The 18,000-nt window shown below is 72.1% G+C and carries 11 protein-coding genes, 2 tRNA genes and 1 pseudogene; 11 read left to right on the plus strand and 3 right to left on the minus strand.

Annotation, left to right across the window (positions count from 1 at the left end; genetic code table 11):
• Positions 1 to 73: 73 nt before the first annotated feature.
• On the plus strand, positions 74 to 1,729 hold the full coding sequence (locus tag ACFYX4_RS25985) for a long-chain fatty acid--CoA ligase (protein WP_389337983.1): 1,656 nt from the start codon (positions 74 to 76) through the stop codon (positions 1,727 to 1,729).
• Positions 1,730 to 1,866: 137 nt separating this feature from the next.
• On the opposite strand, the gene ACFYX4_RS25990 is transcribed toward ACFYX4_RS25985, so the two are convergent.
• Positions 1,867 to 6,591, minus strand: coding sequence for a PAS domain-containing protein (locus ACFYX4_RS25990; protein WP_389337986.1), 4,725 nt, complete (start codon positions 6,589 to 6,591; stop codon positions 1,867 to 1,869).
• Between the two features lie 360 nt (positions 6,592 to 6,951).
• Positions 6,952 to 7,479 (minus strand): annotated as a pseudogene (locus ACFYX4_RS25995) (SSI family serine proteinase inhibitor); the annotation flags it as partial.
• A 168-nt stretch (positions 7,480 to 7,647) separates the two neighbouring features.
• On the opposite strand from ACFYX4_RS25995, the gene ACFYX4_RS26000 reads away from it, so the two are divergent.
• The 3 genes from ACFYX4_RS26000 (at position 7,648) to ACFYX4_RS26010 (ending at position 8,420) form a co-directional block, all read left to right on the plus strand.
• A tRNA-Ser gene (locus ACFYX4_RS26000) sits at positions 7,648 to 7,738 on the plus strand.
• Positions 7,739 to 7,925: 187 nt separating this feature from the next.
• A tRNA-Arg gene (locus ACFYX4_RS26005) sits at positions 7,926 to 7,998 on the plus strand.
• Between the two features lie 125 nt (positions 7,999 to 8,123).
• The gene (locus ACFYX4_RS26010) at positions 8,124 to 8,420 is read left to right on the plus strand and encodes a hypothetical protein (RefSeq protein WP_389337989.1); all 297 of its coding nucleotides are present in this window, start codon (positions 8,124 to 8,126) and stop codon (positions 8,418 to 8,420) included.
• Between the two features lie 724 nt (positions 8,421 to 9,144).
• On the opposite strand, the gene ACFYX4_RS26015 is transcribed toward ACFYX4_RS26010, so the two are convergent.
• A complete protein-coding gene (locus tag ACFYX4_RS26015; protein ID WP_389337992.1) occupies positions 9,145 to 9,660 on the minus strand; it encodes a MarR family winged helix-turn-helix transcriptional regulator in 516 nt (171 codons plus the stop codon).
• Between the two features lie 138 nt (positions 9,661 to 9,798).
• Here ACFYX4_RS26015 and ACFYX4_RS26020 point away from each other — a divergent pair, with 138 nt between their 5' ends.
• The 7 genes from ACFYX4_RS26020 (at position 9,799) to ACFYX4_RS26050 (ending at position 17,927) form a co-directional block, all read left to right on the plus strand.
• Complete coding sequence (locus ACFYX4_RS26020) at positions 9,799 to 10,236, plus strand: HGxxPAAW family protein (protein ID WP_389337995.1); 438 nt, start codon at positions 9,799 to 9,801, stop codon at positions 10,234 to 10,236.
• The gene (locus ACFYX4_RS26025) at positions 10,157 to 11,029 is read left to right on the plus strand and encodes a DUF2797 domain-containing protein (RefSeq protein WP_389337998.1); all 873 of its coding nucleotides are present in this window, start codon (positions 10,157 to 10,159) and stop codon (positions 11,027 to 11,029) included. The genes ACFYX4_RS26020 and ACFYX4_RS26025 overlap by 80 nt, the downstream gene beginning before the upstream one ends.
• Before the next feature lie 31 nt (positions 11,030 to 11,060).
• The gene (locus ACFYX4_RS26030) at positions 11,061 to 11,537 is read left to right on the plus strand and encodes a hypothetical protein (protein WP_389338001.1); all 477 of its coding nucleotides are present in this window, start codon (positions 11,061 to 11,063) and stop codon (positions 11,535 to 11,537) included.
• A 189-nt stretch (positions 11,538 to 11,726) separates the two neighbouring features.
• Entirely contained in the window at positions 11,727 to 12,467 is a 741-nt protein-coding gene (locus ACFYX4_RS26035) for a response regulator transcription factor (RefSeq protein WP_389338003.1), read from the plus strand.
• Positions 12,464 to 14,125 (plus strand): sensor histidine kinase, encoded by a 1,662-nt coding sequence (locus ACFYX4_RS26040; protein ID WP_389338006.1) that lies wholly within the window; start codon positions 12,464 to 12,466, stop codon positions 14,123 to 14,125. The genes ACFYX4_RS26035 and ACFYX4_RS26040 overlap by 4 nt, the downstream gene beginning before the upstream one ends.
• A gap of 14 nt (positions 14,126 to 14,139) precedes the next feature.
• On the plus strand, positions 14,140 to 15,705 hold the full coding sequence (locus ACFYX4_RS26045; RefSeq protein ID WP_389338009.1) for a glycosyltransferase: 1,566 nt from the start codon (positions 14,140 to 14,142) through the stop codon (positions 15,703 to 15,705).
• Entirely contained in the window at positions 15,702 to 17,927 is a 2,226-nt protein-coding gene (locus ACFYX4_RS26050; protein WP_389338012.1) for an ArnT family glycosyltransferase, read from the plus strand. Before ACFYX4_RS26045 ends, ACFYX4_RS26050 begins: the two co-directional genes overlap by 4 nt.
• Positions 17,928 to 18,000 lie beyond the last annotated feature (73 nt).

The following is an 18,000-nucleotide window of genomic DNA, read 5'->3' on the forward strand; positions in this document are numbered from 1 at the left end:
GATCGGTATGTGCGCAGAATCAGCGCAACCGTTACCACCGCGTAGGCAATGTCGCCGCACCTGGGAGGACGCCGTGCTGAGCACCATGCAGGACGTACCGCTGCTGATCTCGAGGATCCTGACCCACGGGTCCACGATCCACGGGACATCGCTGGTGACCACATGGACCGGCGAGGGCGCGCCGCAACGCCGCACCTACACCGAGATCGGCGCCCGCGCGGCCCAGCTGGCCCACGCCCTGCGCGACGACCTCGGGGTGACCGGCGACGACCGGGTGGCGACGCTCGCCTGGAACAACGCCGAGCACGTCGAGGCCTACTTCGCGATCCCCTCCATGGGCGCGGTCCTCCACACCCTGAACCTGCGTCTGCCCCCCGAGCAGCTCGCCTGGATCGTCAACCACGCGGCCGACAAGGTCGTCATCGCCAACGGCTCGCTGCTGCCGCTGCTGGCCCCGCTGCTCCCGCACCTGAAGACGGTCGAGCACGTCGTCGTGACCGGCCCCGGCGACCGCTCCCTCCTCGCGGGCGCGAGCGCCCAGGTCCACGAGTACGAGGACCTCGTCGCCGGAAAGCCCACCGGCTACGACTGGCCCGAGCTCGACGAACGCCAGGCCGCCGCGATGTGCTACACCTCAGGTACTACGGGTGACCCCAAGGGCGTCGTCTACAGCCACCGCTCCATCTACCTGCACTCCATGCAGGTCAACATGGCCCAGTCGATGGGCCTCACCGACCAGGACACCTCGCTGGTCGTCGTCCCGCAGTTCCACGTCAACGCCTGGGGCCTCCCGCACGCCACCTTCATGACCGGCGTGAACATGCTGATGCCGGACCGCTTCCTCCAGCCCGACCCGCTCGCCGAGATGATCGAGAGCGAGAAGCCGACCCACGCGGCCGCCGTCCCCACCATCTGGCAGGGCCTGCTCGCCGAGCTCACCGCCAAGCCGCGCGACGTCTCCTCCCTCACCCAGGTGACCATCGGCGGCTCGGCCTGTCCGCCCTCCCTGATGACGGCCTTCGACAACCTGGGCATGCGGGTCTGCCACGCCTGGGGCATGACGGAGACCTCCCCGCTCGGCACCATCGCCCGCCCGCCGGCCGCCGCGGTCGGCACGGACGAGGAGTTCGCCTACCGCCTCACCCAGGGCCGCTTCCCGGCCGCCGTGGAGGCCCGTCTCACCGGCCCCGGCGGCGAACGCCTCGCCTGGGACGGCGAGTCCGCGGGCGAGCTGGAGGTCCGCGGCCCGTGGATCGCCGGCGCCTACTACAACGGCCCGGACGCCGAACCGCTGCGCCCCGCCGACAAGTTCAGCGAGGACGGCTGGCTGAAGACGGGCGACGTCGGCACCATCTCCCCCGACGGCTTCCTCACCCTCACCGACCGCGCCAAGGACGTCATCAAGTCCGGCGGCGAGTGGATCTCCTCGGTGGAGCTGGAGAACGCGCTGATGGCCCACCCCGACGTCGCCGAGGCCGCCGTGGTCGCGGTCCCCGACGCCAAGTGGGGCGAGCGCCCGCTGGCCACGGTCGTCCTCAAGGAGGGCTCGAACGCCGACTTCGAGACCCTGCGCGCCTTCCTCGCCGACGAGGGCAAGATCGCCAAGTGGCAGCTCCCGGAGCGCTGGACGATCGTCGAGGCGGTCCCGAAGACGAGCGTGGGCAAGTTCGACAAGAAGGTGCTGCGCAGGCAGTACGCGGAGGGCGAGCTGGACGTCACCCAGCTCTGAGCCCCGCCACCTCACTGCCTCACCACTCACCACCTCACCGCCGCACCACCTGACCGCACATACGCGCACGCCGGGCGGGGAGCCTTCGGGTTCCCCGCCCGGCGTGCGTCGATGCGGACCGTCCGTCAGTGTCGGTCTCAGTTGGTGCCGATGCGGGCCAGCAGGTCCACGATCCGGTCCTGGACCTCCGTGCTGGTGGACCGCTCCGCGAGGAACAGCACCGTCTCCCCGGAGGCCAGCCGCGGCAGGTCGGCCTGGTCGACGGCGGCGGTGTAGACGACCAGCGGGGTCCGGTTGAGCTGCTGGTTCGCCCGCAGCCAGTCGACGATCCCGGCCCGGCCGCGGTGCACCTGCGTCAGGTCCATCACCACCAGGTTGGGCCGCAGCTGCGAGGCCAGGGTGACCGCGTCCGCGTCGCTCGCCGCCCGTGCCACCTGCATCCCGCGCCGCTCCAGCGTCGAGGTCAGCGCCAGCGCGATCTCCGCGTGCTCCTCGACGAGCAGCACCCGCGGCGGATGCTGTTCGCTGTCCCGCGGGGCGAGCGCCTTCAGCAGGACGGCGGGATCGGCCCCGTACGCCGCCTCGCGCGTCGCCTGTCCGAGTCCGGCCGTGACCAGCACCGGCACCTCGGCGGCCACCGCCGCCTGCCGCAGCGACTGCAACGCGGTGCGCGTGATGGGCCCGGTCAGCGGGTCCACGAACAGCGCGGCAGGGAAGGCGGCGATCTGCGCGTCGACCTCCTCGCGGGAGTGCACGATCACCGGCCGGTAGCCGCGGTCGCTCAGCGCCTGCTGGGTGCTGACGTCCGGCGCCGGCCAGACCAGCAGTCGACGCGGGTTGTCCAGCGGCTCAGGCGGCAGCTCGTCGTCCATCGGCTGCGGGCGCGGGTGGTCCGCCACCTCGACGGCCCCGCCCGGCCCGTCGAGCGGCTCGGGCCCCTCGGCGGCGTTCTTGTCCGGCGCGCCTATGGCGTACGACCGCCCGATCCCCTCGGTACCGGGCGCGAGCCGCATCTGCCCTGCCATGGACTGCCCTGCCATGGACTGCCCTGCCAGGGACTGGCCGGCCATGGGCTGCCCCGCCGCCATGGATTGGCCGGCCATCGACTGGCCGGGCACGGGCTGGCCGGGCTGCGGCTGACCAGGCAGCGGTTGGCCGGGCAGCGACTGGCCCGCGAGGGACGGCTGCGGCGCGCCGTTGTGCGGCGGGGCGGGCGCGGTCTGCGGAACGGACGCCGCCGGGGCCGCCTGAGCTGCCTGCGGCACCTGAGCTGCCGGGGCCGCCGGAGCCTGCGGCGCGGGGATCTGCGGCACGGCGGGCTGCTCGTTCTGCGGGTGCGGACGTGCCGTCTGCTCCGGTCGCGCCGCCGGGTCGGGCGGCGTCCCCAGCTTGCGGCGGCGCCCGCCCCCGCCCGGGGTGTGCGGAGCGGGAGTGCCGGGAGGCTGGTGCACCGGCGCCGCCTGCTGCACCTGGGCGGCCTGCCGGGTGAAGGGCACGCCCTGGCCCAGCGTCCGCACGCTGATCGCCCGCCCCTGCGTGGAGTTGGGGTCCATGGGCTGGGCGGCGGATTCGGCGGGCAGCGGCTGCGCGACCCGCGCCTGGGCCGCGGCGGCCTCGGGGGGCAACGGGGTGCCCGTGCTCGGCGTGGACGTCGGCGGAGCCTCGTTCACGGGAGCGGGAGCGGGAACCGGAGTGGCCGGCGTGGCCGGCGTGGCGGCTGCCGCGGGGGCTGCCGGGGCTGCCGCCTCGGCGGGGAGCGGCTGACCCGGGGCGACGGCCTGACCGACCTGCCCGGAACCGTTGGCGGCCACGGGAGTTGCCGCGGGCTGCCCAGCCTGCTCGGCTTGCGCTGCGGCGTGTTCGGGCTGCCCGCCGTTCTCCTGCGTCTGTGCCTGTGCCTGCGCCTGTGCCGGAACGGCAGCCTCCGCCGCCGGCTGAGCCACGGCACGCCGACGACGTCCCGTGGGCGCGCTCGTCGGATGCGGCTGCGGCGGGGTGTGGTCGTCGGACTGGTCGAGCGGGGCGGCGTCATGACGACCGTGGTCGATCACGGCCTCCTCGGAGGTGCCCTGCGCGGGCACCTGAGCCACCGGCACCGGCACCGACTGCCCCGGAACGGGAACCGGAACCGGAATCGGCCCCTGCTGCCCGGGCACGGGCACCCGAACCGACTGCCCAGGCACGGGAACCTGCTGCCCAGTCACCGGAACCGGAACCGGAATCTGACCCGGAACCGGAATCGGACCCGGCATCGGAGCGGGAACCGGCTGTCCGTCCGGACCCGGCACCTGCCCCACGGCCTGCGCCCCCGCACCGCCGACAGCCCCTTCGGCCCCGTCGGGGCCCCCGGCCGCGTCGGCTCCGTCCTCGGACGTCCGGTCCGCCTCGGCCGGCGGCAGGGCGAACACCGTACGGGGCCCGGCCTCCTGCGCCGCGGCGCGCTCGTTCGCGGCGGCCAGGGCACGCCGACGGCGTCCCGTCGGCTGTGCGCCGTCCTCCGCGGCGGCCGGCTCGCTCGCCACCGCGGGCAGGGCGGGCGGCAGCGCGTGCTGTTCGTCGGCGGCACGCCGGGCCCGCCGTCCACCGGACGCGGGCACGCCCTGCGGCGGAACGGTGCCGCCCAGCCCCGTACCCGAGGCGGCGGTCCCCGCCGCGTGCTCGGCGGCGGTGACGACGGCACCCTCGGAGACACCGGCACCGGCACCGGCACCGGCACCGGCACCGGCCTCGGCGTCCGCACCCGCGTTCTCCGCGTCTCCGCCCGGCAGTTCGGCGGACCGCCCGCGTCGCCGTCCGGTACCGCCGGAGGCATCCGTCTGCTCCGCCGGCGCCTCGGCCGGCGGGGCCGGCGTCTCCTCGGCGGCCGGGCCCCGTCGGCGTCGCCGCCCGGTCGGAGCGGAGGCCTCCGCCTCGGCCCCGTCCACAGCCGCAGCCGGGACCTCGCTCTCCAGGAACGCGTCGGTCGAGGACCGCCGCGCCCGCCGCCGCCCAGCACCTACGACATCGGCGCCCCCACCGGCCTCGACACCCTCGACACCCTCGACACCGTCAACCACGCCCGCGATGGCGGGAATCCCCTGAGCCCCTCGTGCCCCTTGAGCCCCCAGATCCCCTTGAGCCTCCGGAACCTCAGCACTCACCTGCGCGGGCAGCGCGAGCGCCGACCCCACGACGGCTGTCGGGGCGGCGACCACGGCCCCGGCCCCACCGCCCAACGGCACTTCGAGGACGTACGCGTTGCCGCTCATCCCCGGCACCTCATGGGTCTGGAGCACGCCGCCGTGCGCCCGCACGATCCCGCGCACGATCGGCTCGTGCACCGGGTCGCCCCCGGCGTACGGCCCGCGCACCTCGATGCGGACGACCTCACCGCGCTGCGCGGCGGCCACGACGACCGTGTTGTCCATGTAACCGCCCGCCGAGACGGGCGCGTTGCCCGTGGCGTCGACGCCCGCGACGTCGGCCACCAGGTGCGCGAGCGCGGTCGCGAGGAGCCGCGCGTCGACCTCGGCCTCGATGGGCGGCGCGTGCACGGCGAACTGCACCCGCCCCGGCCCGACGAGTTCGACGGCCCCGTCCACACCGGCGGCGACGACGGCGTCGAGCATCACCTTCGTACGGCTGATCCCCTCGCCGCCGGCGTCGAGCCGCTGGTAGCCGAGGACGTTGTCGATGAGGGTGGTGATGCGTGCGTACCCCGCCGACAGGTGGTGCAGGACCTGGTTGGCCTCGGGCCACAGCTGTCCGGCGTCGTCGGCGGCGAGCGCGGACAGCTCGCGGCGGAGTTCGTCGAGCGGGCCGCGCAGCGACCGGGCGAGGAGCGTGAGGAGCTGCTCGTGCCGGGCGGCGAGGGCCTCGTAGCGGTCCTTCTCACGCTCGCCCAGCGCGGCGTAGCGCTCCTCGCCGGCGGCGAGCTCCTCCTCGTGCTGCTCGCGCAGCTCCTCCAGCTCGGTGACGTGCTGCTGGCGCAGCGCGGTGAGATCGGAGGCGTGCTCCTCGGAGAGCTTCTCCAGCTCCTCCGTGTGCCGCTTCTCGACGGCGGCCTTCTCCTCGGCGAGCGAGTCGTAGGGCCGGCGGTCGGTGAAGGTCATGACGGCGCCGACGAGCTGGTCGCCGTCGCGCACGGGCGCGGTGGTCAGGTCGACGGAGACCCTGTCCCCGCCCTTCGACCACAGCACCTGCCCGCGCACCCGGTGCTTGCGCCCGGAGCGCAGGGTGTCGGCGAGCGGCGACTCGTCGTACGGGAACGGGGAGCCGTCGGCGCGGGAGTGCAGCACCAGGGTGTGCAGCTCCTTGCCGCCGAGGTCGCTCGCCCGGTAGCCGAGGATCTGGGCGGCGGCCGGGTTGACGAGCACGATCCGCCCGTCGGTGTCCGTGCCGACGACGCCCTCGGCCGCGGCGCGCAGGATCATCTCGGTCTGCCGCTGCGACCGCGCGAGTTCGGCCTCGGTGTCCACTGTGCCCGACAGGTCGCGGACGACGAGCATCAGCAGCTCGTCGCCGGCGTAGCCGGAGCCGTCGTAGGCCTGCTGGCCGTTCTCGAGGTTGGCGCTGGTGACCTCGACGGGGAACTCGGTGCCGTCCGTGCGCCGGGCGACCATCCGGGTCGGCTTGGTGCGTCCGCGCGGATCCATGTGGTCCGGGCGTCGCATGGAGCCGGGGATGAGCTTGGAGTCGAACTGCGGAAGCAGATCGAGCAGTCCTCGTCCGACGAGGGCGGTCCCGGGCGCTTCGAAGGCCTCGAGCGCGATGGTGTTCGCGTTGACGACTGTCCCGTTCGCGTTGACCAGCACCAACGCGTCCGGAAGAGCGTCGAGTATGGCTGCGAGGCGAGCAGCGCCTCGGGATGGCCTGCTGCTCACGAGTCGCTTCCTCCCTGTTACCGCACCTTGCCGACCGCTCGGGCCATCTTGCCAACCGTCCCGCAGCGTGTCACGCGAGGGAGTCTAAGGGCTGGGATCGCGCTCTCGGTGCCGGATGAGGGGGAGCTCGCACGACGAAGTGACGCAGAACATGTGACCGCCCGCCACGGCTTCGCGCGACCTTCGCGTGACGTTTACAGGAAGGGCGCTACTGCTCCCGCGGACCGGCACCCGCCCGACCTGCCCCGGTTACGGAACCGGGTCCCCCGCCCCAGACGCCGGCATCACCATGCCCGCCCAGGCCTCCAGGCCGCCGCTGCCTGGGGTCTCCCGCTCCTCGGGTTGCTCACCATTCGTCGTCCCCACCGCGGGGAGCAAGGGGACGAAGCGGTCCCACCGCTCGATGCGGCAGCCGTCGGCGCGGTCGAAGGTCGTGTCGACGGGACGTCCGGCCCACCGCCCGGTGACGTGCGCCGTGGCCGGACCGCCGTACCGCAGGGTGCACAGGCTGTCCTTCGGCACCGGGGCGAAGGCGTCCCTCCCCCAGCGGGTGTTCCGCTCGACCGCCCGGCACGCCCGCGACACGTCCGGGTGACTCCCGCCGCCCGGATGGCAGTACAGCTCGAACGTCCCGTCCACGCCCTCGCCCGCACCGCGCACGGTGACGGTGAGGTGATCGCCGGAGCCCCGGTCCTCGTCGCGCGGGGGCGGAGGCACGAGGGGAGCGGCGGAGGCGGTGGATGCGGTGGAGACGGTGGAAGCGGCGGCGAAGGCGAGGACGACGGAGACGGCGAGGACGAGCCGCCGAAACGGCGCGACGTGCGGCACGGCCTGCGGCGCGATCTGTGCCGTGACCTCTGACCTGACGTGGGGCGTGGACTGGGGCATGACCTGGTGCATGCCCTGACCAACGCGACCGGCTCGCGGACGTTGCGGCCCTCAATGGCTTTGCCCTGTGGCCCGCCTGCCTAGTACCGTGGATGCCGATTGGTGACACGACGCTCGACTGTGTCATCATCTGCACGCACCACTCGCACACACGCGAGCGGCTGTGCTGGAGGCGTCGCCTAGTCCGGTCTATGGCGCCGCACTGCTAATGCGGTTTGGGCCTTAAAGCCCATCGAGGGTTCAAATCCCTCCGCCTCCGCTCACCATGAAGCCCCGGTCCCCGCGACCGGGGCTTCGTCGTTACCCCGTCATCTGGACGTTTCCGCAGGTCGCAAGGGGTATGCGAATCGGATTTCACATGGCGGCGGCAGTCATGTAATGTTCTTCCTGTCGCCGCGAGCGGGCCGGAAGGGCCGAGAGCGAAGACAAAAACTGAAAACAGACAAGCACTCGTAGCTTAACGGATAGAGCATCTGACTACGGATCAGAAGGTTGCAGGTTCGAATCCTGCCGAGTGCACACAGGTCAAAGGCCCCGCCGGTTCGCCCGGTGGGGCCTTTGACATCAACCGCTGACATCAACGGCCGGGCGTTCCTTTCGGATCTTCGTGCCGGGAGTTCCGAGTGGGCGCTACGGTGCGCACCGTGGACATACCCGATTGGTCCGTCTGGATCTTTCTCGGCCTGGTCGTCTTGCAGGTCCTCGGTCTCGTGCCCGTCATCCACCGACTCCGCGAAATCGACTCCGCGGCGCGCTCCAAGGCTCGTTTCGACCTGGTGGAGACCATCGGCGCCCTGTTGCTCTTCAGCGGCGGGCTACTGAGTGCCGTGGTGGCGGAATCCTGGTTGTGGATCAGTGTCTTCGGCTTCGTGATCATGGCTGTCGGCTACGCCGTGAAGGGCGTTCACCTGCTCCGGGCCCGCCGCCGTCCCACGGCCTGACCAGGTGCGCGTGCCGGCGAGCCAAGTTCGCCAAACGTGCCGGGTGTTCGGGAGTTCGGGGTGGTCCAGGAGCCGGAGGACGTAGCCCGCGTGGAGTTGGGCCCATGAGTGGCGCGAGCGATGAGCTTCGTGGAGTCTGTCGCGTAGTTCGTCTCCGTCCACGGCTCGGGCCACGCGCACGTACTCGCGGTCCTTGCACCGGTACGGCCGCAGGACAGCCAGTTCGACCAGGTCGATGAGCTTGATTCGCACCTGGTCTTCGTGGTCGGCGGTGGCCAGTTCCCGGATCAGAGACTGCTTCATGCCCCACGCCTTCGCGTGCTCTGTCCACTCCTGTGGATACCGGGCCTCCCACTCCAGGAACAGCAGGGCGAACGGCAGTCCCGGCCAGGTGTCGATCTGCCCGGAGGACCGTCTGCTCGACAAGGCCTCGGGCAGGCAGCGGCTCGCGGCCTCGTCGTAAGCCTTCCGGCGCGCCTTCCACCTCAGCCGAGGGATCCGGAGCCGAGCCTTGTCGATCCGGAGACGAGCAGACTCGACGTCCTCGCGGGCGCTGATCAGTCGATCAAGGGCGGCGGCTCGTTCGGCGGGGGCCGGTGCTGTCAGGCCGTGAGCCCACGCCATTCGCTCGGTCCACCCGTCGTCGTCGCCGACGCCGACGCCCGAGCGTGCTGTCTCTGTCACGCGACAGATCATCGTCAGATCGGCACTCCGGCGCGATCGCTTATTCGCCGGCCCTGCCCGCTGCTCGGTCCGTCCCCTCCTGGCCCCGCAGTTCCTCCCGGTAGGCGTGGGCCAGCCCCGTCGCGCGGGTGAACCAGTCGGTGAGGACGGCGATTTCGGCGGGGGAGTAGTCGGCGAAGAGGGCGTTGAGGCGGGCGTAGTACGGCTCGTACAGGGCGTACACCCGCGCCGCCGCGTCGGGTTGCGCGGCCACGCGGACGCGGCGGCGGTCCCGGGGGTCGGGGCGGCGGGTGACGTAGCCGGCGCGTTCGAGGCGGTTGAGGATGCCGGTGACCGCGCCGGTCGTGACGTGCACGCGGGTCGCGAGGTCGCCCGCGGTGAGGAGGTCCTCGCCGGCCTGGAGGACGTAGCCGAGACAGGTGAGATCGCTGACGTTGAGGCCCAGGCGCTGGGCCATCTCCTGCTGGCCGACCAGGTGCGTCGCGATGAGGTCGTCCATCGCGGCCAGCGCCTGGGCGGGGGTCGCGGCGGGGCGAGGGGGCTGGGCGGCTGTCATCGCGGGGGGTCGCTTCCTTTCCGGTGCTCGTCGTTCGTTTCTCGTCGTTCGTTCGTGCTGGCTCCTTGTTATCCGCTTTCGGTTTCTCTTACCTTGTAAGAGGTTAGGTGCATCAACTTCTTAGAAGGTGAGGGTTTCATGTCTCTGTACGACGAAGGGCACACGATCGCCGGCTGGACCGGGGTCGCGATCACGGCCGTCGGGGGCTCGGTGGCGGGCGTGGGGGTGTGCGTCTCCTCCGGCGCGCTGATCGGGGTGGGGCTCTTGATCGTCGGCCTGAGTGCGCTGGTCACGTGGGTGCTGCACCTGGCGGGTTGGGGCAAGCCGCCGGGAGTGCGGCCCCGCGGGGAGTGGGGGATGCGGGTACGGGACCCGCACGCCAGGGGCGGGCACCCGGAGTGCCTGGGGTGCCGGCTCGCCGGGCGGGGGCGAGAGCGAGGGCGGAGGAGCCGGAGCGCGGAGGCGTTGTCAGTGGTGGGGCCTACGGTGGTGAGCGATGGCACAGGCATGGAAGTGCGCGGGACTGCGGTGGTCGGAGCAGGGTCCCGTGCTGATGTGGGACGGGGGGCGTCGTAGCCCGCTGTCCTGGGGGAAGCGGGTGGCCTTCGGGGTCGTGGAGGGGGGTGTGCGGGAGTGCGTCGGGGCTCGGGGGCATCCGTGCCCGGTGCGGGCGGGGGTGCCGGGGCGGAGTACGGGGGGCCGGTGCGAGGAGTGCGCGCGGCTGGACCGGGCGCACTCGGTGGCGGCCGACGGGATCGCCGACGATCCGCGGCCGTACCGGGTGTACCTGGCGTGGTTCGGGCCCGGCATGGTCAAGGTCGGGATCACGGCGGCCGAGCGGGGGTCGGCCCGGCTGCTGGAGCAGGGCGCGGTCTGCTTCAGCCTGCTCGGCACGGGCCCGCTGATGGCCGCCCGGCGCACGGAGGAACTGCTGCGCGCCGCCCTGCGCGTCCCGGACCGGATTCCGTACGCCGACAAGCGGGCGGTGCGGGCGGAGTTGCCCGCGAAGGAGTCGGAACGAGGCTCGGAGTTGCGGGAGTTGCACGCACGGGCCACCGCATTGGCCGACTGGCCCGAGTCGTTGACCCGGGAGCCCTTCCTCCCCGTGGACCACATGCGGGCGTTCGGCCTGGCCGGGACCCCGGCCCCTGTGGGCGAGGTGAGCGAACTGACCCCCGGCGGCGCGCTGAACGGAGAACTGCTGGCAGCCGCCGGCCCCGACCTGCACCTGTCGACCCCGGCAGGAGCGGTGGTCCTCGACACCCGCTTGATGAGGGGCTGGGAACTCGTCCCGGCGGAGGAAGGGGAACAACTCAGCTTGCCGGTGAGGGAGTTCAAGAGGTCCCAACCTCAGGACGGCCTGTTCTGAGGGTGAGAGTAAGAGACGGGAGGGAAGCGCCTTGGACGTCACCGTCCAGTGGGTCCGTACGTCCTGGACCAAGCAGTCCCGCGGGGGCGAGGCCGCCGCCCGCCGGAACGCCGTACCGGTCGGGTTCGTCCTGCCGCACGGCGTGACGCCCGCGCTCGCGCACACGGTCCGTATCGACGAGTGGGACGACTTCACGCCGTACGACGGGCAAGTCGAGGTCAGGCAGGTCGATGTCGTGCTGCGGGAGTCGGACGGCCGGCTGCGGGTGCTCCCCCGGGTGCAGCCTCTGTTCGGGCTGCCGCCGCGGCGACGCCGGCCGCCGGCGGTGCGGCTCGCGCCGGGCGAGTGGGTGCGGTGGCGGCTGAACTACCGGTTCAGCAGCGCGGCCGGCGTACGGGGATGGTCGTACTGGACGGACACGTTCAACATCGCCTACGGGCCGGTGTCCGAGCGGGTCTTCCTCGGCGCGCCCGTCTATGACGTGGATGAGAGAGGGCCGGTCAGGTGACAGGTTTTGCAAAGGATCTTCATCGGGGAATCCGGAGGTCCATGTGATCTTCCCGGGGGGGTGAATAGGGGCGTAGGCGGAGGTTCCGGCCGTGGTCAGGGGGTTCCCTGAGAGCCGGCTGTGTGTTTCTCAGGAAAATCACAGACAGCCGAAAGCGTGCTCTCAGAGGACCCCGACAAGGTGTGCTGCATGACCACGACCTCGCCCCAGGGGCGCACCGAACTGCTGAGGCCGGACGGGAGCCCCGTCCGAGTGCTTGTGGTGGACGACGAGCTGTCGATCACCGAACTGCTGTCCATGGCCCTGCGCTACGAGGGATGGCAGATCCGGAGCGCGGGAGACGGCACCGGCGCCATCCAGACGGCGCGGGAGTTCCGGCCCGACGCGGTCGTCCTCGACATGATGCTGCCCGACATGGACGGTCTGACCGTGCTGGGGCGGCTGCGGCGTGAACTGCCGGACGTCCCGGTGCTGTTCCTCACCGCCAAGGACGCCGTCGAGGACCGCATCGCCGGGCTCACCGCCGGCGGCGACGACTACGTCACCAAGCCGTTCAGCCTCGAAGAGGTCGTGGCGCGGCTGCGCGGGCTGATCCGGCGTTCGGGCGCGGCCGACCGGCGTTCCGACTCGGTGCTCGTCGTCGGGGACCTCACCCTCGACGAGGACAGCCACGAGGTCTCGCGCGCCGGGCAGAACATCCACCTCACCGCCACCGAGTTCGAGCTGCTGCGCTTCCTGATGCGCAATCCGCGGCGCGTGCTCAGCAAGGCGCAGATCCTGGACCGCGTGTGGTCGTACGACTTCGGCGGGCAGGCCAACGTGGTCGAGCTGTACATCTCCTACCTGCGGCGCAAGATAGACGCGGGCCGTGAGCCGATGATCCACACCCGGCGTGGCGCCGGGTATCTGATCAAGCCCGCCGCGTCATGAGCGGACGACGGCCGCGTCCGCAGAAGAGACGTGGGGGTCCCCCCGCTCGAGCGAAGTCGAGAGTGGGGGAGGGAAAGCCGCGCACCCTGCGGACACGGCTCGTCGTCGCGTCCGTGGTGTTGATCGCCGTCGTCTGCGCCGTGATCGGCACGGTGACGACGCTCGCGCTGCGGTCACATCTGTACGACCAGCTCGAGGGCAAGCTGAAGGACGTGTCGAACCGCGCCGCCGGCATGGGCGGCCCGCCGGGCGGGATCAAGCAGGATCAGCCCGGGCAGGTCGCCACCACCGGCTCCGCCGGAACCGTCGACCTGGAGGAATTCGTCACGCGCGGACCCCAGCCGCAGGGCACGCTGATCGCCAAGGTCGTGAACGGCAGCATCACCGACTCCAAGGTCGGCCAGAAGGACGACAACAGCGTCGAGATCAACCCCATGGTGGCCGACGACCTGAGCGAGTCGCAGGAGGCCGCCCTGGGCACCGTCGCCCAGGATCTGTCGGCGCACAGCATCGAGATTCCCGGACTGGGCGACTACCTCGTCGTATACGTCGACGGTGACAAGGGCTCCTACTACGTCGCCATCCCGACGAAGGACACCGACAGCACCATCACCACCCTGATCCTCGTCGAACTGAGCGTCACCGCCGCCGGACTCGTGGCCGCGGGCATCGCCGGCTACGTCATGGTCGGCGTAGCCACCCGCCCCCTCCGCAAGGTCGCCGCCACCGCCACCCGGGTCTCCGAACTCCCCCTGCACACCGGCGAGGTCAACCTCAGCGAGCGGGTGCCCGAGTCCGAGACCGATCCGCATACCGAGGTCGGGCAGGTCGGGGCCGCGCTCAACCGGATGCTGAACCACGTGCACGGCGCCCTGCACGCGCGGCAGGAGAGCGAGACGCGGGTCCGCCAGTTCGTCGCGGACGCCAGCCACGAGCTGCGCACCCCCCTCGCCTCCATCCGCGGCTACGCCGAGCTGACCCGCCGCGGGCGCGAGGAGGTCGGGCCCGACACCCGGCACGCGCTGGGCCGGATCGAGTCCGAGGCCGGACGCATGACCCTCCTCGTCGAGGACCTCCTCCTCCTCGCCCGCCTCGACGCGGGCCGCCCGCTCCAGTTCGAGCAGACCGACCTCGTCCCCCTCGTCATCGACACCGTCAGCGACGCCCGCGCCGCCGGCCGCGAGCACGTCTGGCGGCTCGAACTGCCCGACGAGCCCGCCCTGGTGTCCGCCGACTCGGCCCGTCTCCAGCAGGTGCTCGTCAACCTGCTCGCCAACGCCCGCACCCACACCCCGCCCGGCACCACCGTCACCGCGCGCGTGCAGCGGCGCGGCCCGTGGCTGTGCGTGGACGTCCAGGACAACGGCCAGGGCATCCCGCCGGACCTGCTCCCGCACGTCTTCGAACGCTTCGCCCGCGGCGACTCCTCGCGCTCGCGCGCCTCCGGCTCGACCGGTCTCGGCCTCGCCATCGTGCAGGCCGTGGCGACCGCGCACGGCGGCGCGGTGACCGTCGACAGCGTGCCCGGCCGGACCGTCTTCACCGTGCACCTGCCCGCCCTCGGCCCCGCCGTGCCCCACCCCGCGCCCGAAACGAACTGGCAACTGGACTCACAGGACCAGCACAGGGCCAGCACATGGGTGCAACAGGGCGCTTGACGAAAGTCGTTGACATGCGAACCGACTCTTCTCCCGGCACGCTGCCGGCGCGGGAGCACCTCCCGGCCGCCACAGCCGGTACGCCTGTCCTGGACGTAGTGATCCCCGTCTACAACGAGGAGAAGGACCTCCAGCCGTGCGTCCAGAGACTGCACGACCACCTGACGCGGACGTTCCCCTACTCGTTCCGCATCACGATCGCGGACAACGCGTCCACGGACGCCACCCCCGACGTGGCGCGGCTGCTGGAGTCGCGGATGCCGGAGGTGAGGTCCTTCCGGCTGGACCAGAAGGGCCGCGGCCGTGCGCTGCGGACCGTCTGGTCCGCCTCGGACGCCCCGATCCTCGCGTACATGGACGTGGACCTGTCCACCGACCTCAACGCGCTGCTGCCGCTGGTGGCGCCGCTCATCTCCGGCCACTCCGACCTGGCGATCGGCTCCCGGCTCTCCCGCAGCTCGCGCGTCGTGCGCGGCGCGAAGAGGGAGTTCATCTCCCGCTCGTACAACCTGATCCTGCGCGGCTCGCTCCAGGCCCGCTTCTCCGACGCCCAGTGCGGCTTCAAGGCGATCCGCCGTGACGTCGCACAAGTTCTGCTCCCGCTGGTGGAAGACACGGGCTGGTTCTTCGACACTGAGATGCTGGTGCTCGCCGAACGTGCCGGCCTCCGTATCCACGAGGTGCCGGTCGACTGGGTCGACGACCCGAACTCCACGGTGCACATCGTGAAGACGGCGACCGACGACCTGAAGGGGGTGTGGCGCGTGGGCCGGGCGCTGGCCACCGGTTCGCTTTCCCTGGACCGGCTGACCAGGCCGTTCGGCGACGACCCCCGCGACCGCGAGATCATGGACGTACCCAAGGGCCTGGCCCGTCAGCTCGTCGGCTTCTGCGTCGTCGGGGGCCTCTCGACGCTCTTCTACCTGCTGCTCTACAGCGGCTTCCGGCAGTTCTCCGGCTCCCAGACCGCGAACGCGCTCGCCCTGCTGGTCTCGGCGATCGCCAACACGGCCGCCAACCGCCGGCTCACCTTCGGGGTGCGCGGCCGCAGCGGAGCCGTCCGCCACCAGGCCCAGGGGCTGGTCGTCTTCGGCATCGGTCTGGCGCTGACCAGCGGTTCGCTCGTCGCCCTCGACGCGGCGACCTCCGACCCCGCGCACACCACCGAGCTGGCGGTCCTCGTGGCGGCCAACCTCGCGGCGACCGTCCTGCGCTTCCTGCTCTTCCGCGTGTGGGTGTTCGCCGACCGGCGGGGGGACGAGGAACAGCCGGCACCGGCTGCCTCTCCCGACGGCTCCTCGGCGCCGTACGACGCGACGGCCCCGCTGCGACAGCGCCGGCTCATCCACCCGCAGCAGACCCCGCAGACCTCCCAGACCCCGCAGGCCCAGCACCCGCAGCAGACCCCGCAGCCCACACAGCAGGCCCAGCACCCGCACGGCTCGTACGACCCGTACGACTCCTACGACCCGAAGACCCAGTTCCGCGCCGGCGAAGCCGCGGACGGCACCTGGAGGGACGCCACCATGCGGTTGCAGCCGGTGCGCCCCCACGACACCGACCCGGGGGACGCCCGATGACCACCCACCTCGACCCGACGACGACCCCTTGGAGTCCGCCGGACACGCCGACGGCGGATGCCGACGCCGCCCGGGAACCGGTCGTCCCGGCCCCCGAGTCGGGTGAGCCGAAGCAGCCCTACGCGCGCAGACTCTGGCGCGGCCGCCCCGAGGACCCCCGCTGGGCCCGCCCGGCCTTCCTCGCCCTGCTGGCCGTCACCCTCGTCCTCTACCTCTACAACCTCAGCGCCTCCGGCTACGCCAACTCCTTCTACTCCGCGGCCGTCCAGGCCGGCAGCCAGTCCTGGAAGGCCCTCTTCTTCGGCTCGCTGGACGCGGCCAACGCCATCACCGTCGACAAGCCCCCGGCCTCCCTGTGGCCGATGGCGCTGTCCGTCAAGATCTTCGGCCTGAGCTCCTGGGCGATCCTGGCCCCCGAGGTCCTCATGGGCGTCGGCACGGTCGCCGTCGTCTACGCGGCCGTGCGCCGCCGGTTCAGCGCAGCGGCCGGCCTGATCGCGGGCGCCGTGCTCGCGCTCACCCCCGTCGCCGCGCTGATGTTCCGGTTCAACAACCCGGACGCGATGCTGGCCCTGTTGATGGCGGTGGCCTGCTACTTCGTGATCCGCGCCCTGGAGGACGGCCGGACGAAGTGGCTGGTGTGGGCCGGGGTCGCGATCGGCTTCGCGTTCCTCGCCAAGACCCTCCAGGCCTTCCTGATCCTGCCGCCGCTGGCGATCGTGTACGCGGTGTGCGCCCCGGTGAGCGTGAAGAAGCGCTTCGGACAGCTGGCCCTCGCCACGGTCGCCCTGGTCGTCTCCGGCGGCTGGTGGGTCGCGATCGTCGAGCTGTGGCCCGCCTCCTCCCGCCCGTACATCGGCGGCTCGCAGAACAACTCCTTCCTGGAGCTGACCTTCGGCTACAACGGTCTCGGCCGCCTCAACGGCGAGGAGACCGGCAGCGTCGGCGGTGGCGGCGGAGGCGGCGGCAACTGGGGCGAGACCGGCTGGGACCGGCTGTTCAGCTCCGGCATCGGCGGCCAGATCTCCTGGCTGATCCCGGCCGCGCTGATCCTGTTCGTCGCGGGCCTGGTGGCCTCCCGCAAGGCCGGCCGGACCTCGGTGACCCGCGGCTCGTTCCTGGTGTGGGGCGGCGCGCTGCTGATCACCATGGTGGTCTTCAGCTACATGCAGGGCATCTTCCACGAGTACTACACGGTGGCCCTCGCCCCCTACATCGCGCCGCTGATCGGCATGGGCGCTGCCCAGCTGTGGGAGCTGCGCGGCAAGGCGTGGGCGTCGCTGACCCTGGCGGGCGCGACGACGGCCACCGCGGTGTGGGGGTACGTCCTCCTCAACCGCTCCTCCGACTACCTGCCCTGGCTGAAGTGGTTCGTGCTGGTCGGCGGCCTGACCGCCGCCCTCGGCCTGATCTTCGTCAGCCGGCTGGGACGTCGGCTGGCCCTGGGCGTCGCCGGCCTCGGCGTCGTCGCCGCGCTGGCCGGTCCGACGGCGTACACGCTCACCACGCTGAACGAGGGCCACACCGGTTCGATCGTCACGGCCGGCCCGGCGGTCGCGGGCGGACGCGGCGGTCCGGGCGGCGGGGGCGGCCCCGGTGGCGGCGGCGGAGGCGGCATGGGCGGCTTCCCCGGCGGCGGACAGAACCAGCAGGGCCAGCAGAACGGCAACGGCTTCCCTGGCGGCGGCACCGGCGGCACCGGCGGCGGGATGCCCGGCCAGCAGAACCAGCAGAACGGCAACGGCAGCACGCAGAACGGCAACGGCAGCACGCAGAACGGCAACGGCGCTCCCGGCGGCCAGACCAACGGCGACGGCGGTCGCATGGGCGGCGGCGGTGGCGGTGGCGGAATGGGCGGCCTGATCAACGGCGCCAACGTCACCGACGAGGCGAAGCAGCTGCTGGAGACCGACTCGGGCGACTACACGTGGGTCGCCGCGGCGATCGGCGCGCAGAACGCCGCGAGCTACCAACTGGCCACCGGTGACCCGGTGATGGCGATCGGCGGCTTCAACGGCACCGACCCGTCCCCGACGCTGGCCCAGTTCAAGCAGTACGTGACCGACGGCAAGATCCACTACTTCATCAGCAGCGGATCCGGCGGCGGCATGGGCGGCAGCAGCGACGGCACGTCCTCGCAGATCACCGAATGGGTGGAGGCCAACTTCAAGCAGGTCACGGTGGGTTCGACCACCTTCTACGACCTGACGCAGAAGGCGTAGCCCACACGAGGCGCAGCCTCCAGCAGCCGGAAGGAAGGGCGGTGACCGTGCGGTCGCCGCCCTTCGTCATGCC

The organism is Streptomyces sp. NPDC002328 (genome assembly GCF_042890065.1).
Taxonomy (GTDB): domain Bacteria; phylum Actinomycetota; class Actinomycetes; order Streptomycetales; family Streptomycetaceae; genus Streptomyces.

Bases quoted from the DNA above. Each gene is read 5' to 3' on its own strand.
- ACFYX4_RS26015 (WP_389337992.1), bottom strand. From the start codon at position 9,660: ATGACAGCCGCCCAGCCCCCTCGCCCCGCCGCGACCCCCGCCCAGGCG.
- ACFYX4_RS26020 (WP_389337995.1), top strand. From the start codon at position 9,799: ATGTCTCTGTACGACGAAGGGCACACGATCGCCGGCTGGACCGGGGTC.
- ACFYX4_RS26025 (WP_389337998.1), top strand. From the start codon at position 10,157: ATGGCACAGGCATGGAAGTGCGCGGGACTGCGGTGGTCGGAGCAGGGT.
- ACFYX4_RS26035 (WP_389338003.1), top strand. From the start codon at position 11,727: ATGACCACGACCTCGCCCCAGGGGCGCACCGAACTGCTGAGGCCGGAC.
- ACFYX4_RS26040 (WP_389338006.1), top strand. From the start codon at position 12,464: ATGAGCGGACGACGGCCGCGTCCGCAGAAGAGACGTGGGGGTCCCCCC.
- ACFYX4_RS26045 (WP_389338009.1), top strand. From the start codon at position 14,140: ATGCGAACCGACTCTTCTCCCGGCACGCTGCCGGCGCGGGAGCACCTC.
- ACFYX4_RS26050 (WP_389338012.1), top strand. From the start codon at position 15,702: ATGACCACCCACCTCGACCCGACGACGACCCCTTGGAGTCCGCCGGAC.